The organism is Mycobacterium parascrofulaceum ATCC BAA-614, from assembly GCF_000164135.1.
GTDB lineage: Bacteria > Actinomycetota > Actinomycetes > Mycobacteriales > Mycobacteriaceae > Mycobacterium > Mycobacterium parascrofulaceum.
This window is the reverse complement of record NZ_GG770558.1, coordinates 381,241-386,130: the sequence shown is the minus strand read 5'-3', so window position 1 is coordinate 386,130 and position 4,890 is coordinate 381,241. Positions and strand designations below refer to the sequence as shown.

Genomic DNA, 4,890 nt, shown 5'->3' with positions numbered 1-4,890 from the left:
CCGCCTCCGGGGTGGCGCCCGCGGCGGGCGCCCCGCCGGTCGGCAGCGCCTCGCCGCGCATCGACGCGCGGATCTGCTCGAGGCGGGAGTGACCTGCCATCTGCACCCCGGCCTGCTCGACCTCGAGCATGCGGCCCTGCACCGAACCCTGGGCGAGCTCGGCCGCCCCGATCGCGTTGGCGTATCGGCGCTCGATCTTGTCGCGCACCTCGTCGAGGCTGGGCACGTTGCCGGGGGCGGCGATCTCGCTCATCGACCGCAGCGACGCGCTCACCTGTTCCTGCATCTTCGCCTGCTCGAGCTGGCTGAGCAGTTTGGTGCGCTCGGCGATCTTCTGCTGCAGCACCATCGCGTTCTGCTCGACGGCCTTCTTGGCCTGGGCGGCGGCGTTGAGCGCCTGGTCGTGCAGCGTCTTGAGGTCCTCGACGCTCTGCTCGGCGGTGACCAGCTGGGCCGCGAACGCTTCGGCGGCGTTGTTGTATTCGGCGGCCTTGGCGGCGTCACCGGCGGCGGTCGCCTGATCGGCCAGCGTCAGGGCCTGACGGACGTTGACCTGGAGCTTTTCGATGTCGGCGAGTTGCCGGTTGAGCCGCATCTCCAGTTGGCGCTGGTTGCCGATCACCTGCGCCGCCTGCTGGGTCAGCGCCTGGTGCGTGCGCTGCGCTTCCTCGATGGCCTGCTGGATCTGCACCTTGGGGTCGGCGTGCTCGTCGATTTTCGCGTTGAACAGCGCCATGAGGTACTTCCACGCTTTGACGAACGGATTGGCCATGAGTGAGCTCCACCTTCGCTTCTATAGGCCGGATGGTCCCTGGATGGGCCGTCGCTTGTCGCTCAATTTAGTGGGTCGGCGCCGATCGCCCTACCCCTGGCGCTGGATCCCCGTCCGGGGCCGCGGTCAGGCGATCGCCAGGGACGCGACAGGCGGGATGACGACCTTGGTGTCGGCGTCGATGCTGGGTGCCCGCACGCCGTCGGCGACCGCCCCGTGGGTCACCCGCTCCAGGCCGGCCATCCGCTCGCCGGCGTCGATGAGCACGGACGACAGCGGCACCTCCAACGCGTCGCAGATCGCGTTGAGCAGCTCGCTGGAGGGCTCCTTGCGCCCGCGCTCCACCTCGGACAGGTAGCCGAGGCTCACCCGCGCCGAATCGGACACCTCGCGCAGCGTCCGGCCCTGGGTCATCCGAGCCTCGCGCAGCACGTCGCCGATCACCTCGCGCACCAATGACGGCATTTCTGCCCTCCTTCGTCCAAGTCAGCTTGCTCGGCGCGACGGTCGACCGCGTCCGGCAGGCGCTCATTACGTGCAACGCGGTCGGCGGGGTCTTGGTTCCCGTTCGGCGACCCCAGAATCAGTCGGCCGCGCGCCGCACTTCCCGCACGGTCGACACCACATAGTCGATGCCGGTGACGATCGTCAGCACGACGGCCGCACCCATCACCACGGCCGCCGCCACCCGGAACGGCCCCGACAGCGGCAGGATGAACAAGCCGATCGCCGCCGCCTGCACCACGGTCTTGACCTTGCCGCCCCAACTGGCGGGGATGACCCCCCGGCGAATCACGGCCAGCCGCAGCACGGTGACCCCGAACTCGCGAACCAGGATCACGATCGTGACCCACCACGGCAGCTCGCCGAGCATCGACAGCCCGATCAGCGCCGAACCGACCAGCGTCTTGTCGGCGATCGGGTCGACGAACGCGCCGAACTCGGTCGCCATGCCGTAGTTGCGGGCCAGCAGGCCGTCCAGCCGGTCCGTGATGGCGGCGACCGCGAAAATCACGAAAGCCAAGATCCGGAATGCGATCTCGTGGCCGTCCTTGGCGAACAGGGCGAGCAGGAAGATCGGGACCAACACCAGCCGCAGCAACGTCAGCGTGTTGGCGAGGTTTGCGATGTGGACGCGGCCTGGCGGTCCCATCAACGGACCCGTCTCCGGCTGCCCCGACACCGCAACAGAATAACCGTTGACCAGCGCACCCGTTCGCGATGCCGATACTGTTAGCCGTGACCGAAAGTCCGCAGGACCACCGACTGGTGGTGCGACGCGCGCGAACGTCCGACGTCCCCGCGATCAAGCAACTCGTCGACACCTACGCCGGGAAGATCCTGCTGGAGAAGAACCTGGTGACGCTGTACGAGGCCGTGCAGGAGTTCTGGGTGGCCGAATCCGGCGCCGACGTGGTCGGTTGCGGCGCGCTGCACGTGATGTGGTCGGACCTGGGCGAGATTCGCACCGTCGCGGTCGACCCGGCGATGACCGGCCGCGGCATCGGCCACGCGATCGTCGACCGGCTGCTCGCGGTCGCGCGCGAGCTGCAGCTGAAGCGGCTGTTCGTGCTGACGTTCGAGACCGAGTTCTTCGGCAAGCACGGGTTCACCGAGATCGAGGGCACGCCGGTGACCGCCGAGGTGTTCGAGGAGATGTGCCGCTCCTACGACATCGGTGTCGCCGAGTTCCTGGACCTGAGCTACGTCAAGCCCAACATCCTGGGTAATTCCCGGATGCTGCTGGTGCTCTGATCGCCCGAGCGTCACGCTGGCGTGACGTCCGCGCCCCAGCGTCACGCTGGCGTGACGCTCGGCGCTACTCGTCGGGGTCGCCGCCGTCGGCGGCCTCTCCCCCAGAGCCGCCCCGGATCAGCGCCAGCGTCCCGGCCAGCTCGTCGGGCTTGACCAGGACCTCGCGCGCCTTGGAACCCTCGGATGGGCCGACGATGCCGCGGGTCTCCATCAGGTCCATCAGCCGGCCGGCCTTGGCGAACCCGACGCGCAGCTTGCGCTGCAGCATCGAGGTGGAACCGAACTGGCTGGACACCACCAGCTCGACGGCCTGCAGGAACACGTCCATGTCGTCGCCGATGTCGGGGTCGACGTCGGCGCGTTCGCCGGTGGGTTTGGCCGCGGTGACGCCCTCGGTGTATTCGGGTTCGGCCTGGTCCTTGCAGGCGCTGACGACGGCGTGGATCTCCTCGTCGGTGATGAACGCGCCCTGGAGGCGCAGCGGCTTGCTCGCGCCCATCGGCAGGAACAGGCCGTCGCCCATGCCGATCAGCTTCTCGGCGCCGGCCTGGTCCAGGATCACCCGGCTGTCCGTGAGCGACGAGGTGGCGAACGCCAGCCGCGACGGCACGTTGGTCTTGATCAGGCCCGTCACCACGTCGACCGACGGGCGCTGGGTGGCCAGCACCAGGTGGATGCCGGCCGCGCGGGCCTTCTGCGTGATCCGCACGATGGCGTCCTCGACGTCGCGGGGGGCGGTCATCATCAGGTCGGCCAGCTCGTCGACGATCGCCACCACGTACGGGTAGGGCCGGTATTCGCGCTGGCTGCCCAGCGGCGCGGTGATGGCGCCCGAGCGCACCTTCTCGTTGAAGTCGTCGATGTGGCGGACCCGGGAGGCCTGCATGTCCTGGTAGCGCTGCTCCATCTCCTCGACCAGCCAGGCCAGGGCGGCGGCCGCCTTCTTGGGCTGGGTGATGATCGGCGTGATCAGGTGCGGGATGCCCTCGTACGGGGTGAGCTCCACCATCTTCGGGTCGATCAGGATCATCCTGACCTCTTCGGGGGTGGCCCGGGTCAGCAGCGACACCAGCATGGAGTTGACGAAGCTGGACTTGCCCGATCCGGTGGACCCCGCGACCAGCAGGTGCGGCATCTTGGCCAGGTTGGCCGAGATGAAGTCGCCCTCGATGTCCTTGCCGAGGCCGATCACCAGCGGGTGGTGGTCGCGGCGGGTCGACGGCGCGGTCAGCACGTCGGCCAGCCGCACCATTTCCCGGTCGGTGTTGGGCACCTCGATGCCGACGGCGGACTTCCCGGGGATCGGGGCCAGCATGCGCACGCTCTCGGTGGCCACCGCGTAGGCGATGTTCTTCTGCAGCGCGGTGATCTTCTCGACCTTGACGCCGGGCCCGAGCTCGACCTCGTAGCGGGTGACGGTCGGCCCGCGGGTGCAGCCGGTGACGGCCGCGTCGACCTTGAACTGGGTGAGCACCTCGCCGATGGCGTCGGCCATGACGTTGTTGGCGGCGCTGCGCTTCTTCGGCGGGTCCCCGGCGACCAGCAGGCTCATCGACGGCAGGGTGTAGGGCCCCTCGACGACCCGGTCCAGCACCTCGGTCTGCTTCTTGTCGCGGCGGCGGCTCTTCCCGACGGCCGGCTCCGGCGTCGTGGGAATGTCGTCCTCGTTGTCGCGCAGGGCGGGGGCCGGGTCCGCGGTCGGCCAGGCCGGTGGTTCGTCGTCGAGGGCGCTCTCGTCGTAGTAGCCGTCCGAAAAGTCCTCGGCCACAACGGAATCGTCGTCGTCGTAGTCGTATTCGTCGTCGTCGAGCAGCCGGGGGCCGAACATGGCGCGGACCGCGTCGGGCACCTCCCGGATGGTCGTGCCCGTCAGCAGCAGCAGACCGAACATGAAGCCGATGAACAGCAGCGGCGCGGCGATCCAGGCCGTCAGCCCGTCCGACAGGGGCCCGCCGATGGCGAACCCGATGAATCCGGCCGCGCGGCGGCGCGCCTCCGGGTCTTCCGGCGAGCCGGACCACAGGTGGCGCAGCCCGAGCACGGAGAGGGCGATCAGGGTGGCGCCCAGGATCAGCCTGGGACGCGCGTCGGGATTGGGCTGGGTGCGCATCAGCGCCACCGCCACCGCGGCGGTGACGGCGGGGAGGGCCAGGACGCCCGCCCCGATGAAGGTGCGCAACAGCGTGTCGACCCACGCGCCGACCGGCCGGGCGGCGTCGAACCACGAGCTCGCGGCGACCACGACGGAGAGGCCGAGCAGCATGAGCGCGATGCCGTCGCGGCGGTGTCCCGGGTCGATGTCGCGGGCCCGCCCGATCGACCGGGCCGCGCCGCCGGTGCTGCGGGCGGCCATCAGCCAGGTG

5 protein-coding genes are annotated in these 4,890 nt (G+C 69.6%); 1 reads left to right on the top strand and 4 read right to left on the bottom strand.

Annotated elements, in window-relative coordinates:
* From pspA to pgsA, 3 genes are all read right to left on the bottom strand, one after another.
* On the bottom strand, nt 1–772 hold a 772-nt coding region (pspA, locus tag HMPREF0591_RS25195; protein ID WP_007171539.1), incomplete at its 3' end, for a phage shock protein PspA.
* 126 nt (nt 773–898) lie between these two features.
* Entirely contained in the window at nt 899–1,237 is a 339-nt protein-coding gene (gene clgR / locus HMPREF0591_RS25190; protein ID WP_007171538.1) for a transcriptional regulator ClgR, read from the bottom strand.
* A 118-nt stretch (nt 1,238–1,355) separates the two neighbouring features.
* On the bottom strand, nt 1,356–1,955 hold the full coding sequence (pgsA, locus tag HMPREF0591_RS25185; protein WP_040623882.1) for a CDP-diacylglycerol--glycerol-3-phosphate 3-phosphatidyltransferase: 600 nt from the start codon (nt 1,953–1,955) through the stop codon (nt 1,356–1,358).
* Nucleotides 1,956–2,011: 56 nt separating this feature from the next.
* Here pgsA and HMPREF0591_RS25180 point away from each other — a divergent pair, with 56 nt between their 5' ends.
* Nucleotides 2,012–2,527, top strand: a complete 516-nt coding sequence (locus tag HMPREF0591_RS25180; RefSeq protein ID WP_170826189.1) for an amino-acid N-acetyltransferase — start codon at nt 2,012–2,014, stop codon at nt 2,525–2,527.
* Between the two features lie 64 nt (nt 2,528–2,591).
* Here the strand turns inward: HMPREF0591_RS25180 and HMPREF0591_RS25175 are convergent, their stop codons facing one another.
* Nucleotides 2,592–4,883: an FtsK/SpoIIIE family DNA translocase gene (locus tag HMPREF0591_RS25175; RefSeq protein ID WP_244269103.1), complete on the bottom strand. Its 2,292-nt coding sequence runs from the start codon at nt 4,881–4,883 to the stop codon at nt 2,592–2,594.
* Nucleotides 4,884–4,890 lie beyond the last annotated feature (7 nt).

What these genes read in the sequence shown, in the direction of transcription:
- clgR (WP_007171538.1), bottom strand. Translation starts at nt 1,237, where the DNA reads ATGCCGTCATTGGTGCGCGAGGTGATCGGCGACGTGCTGCGCGAGGCT.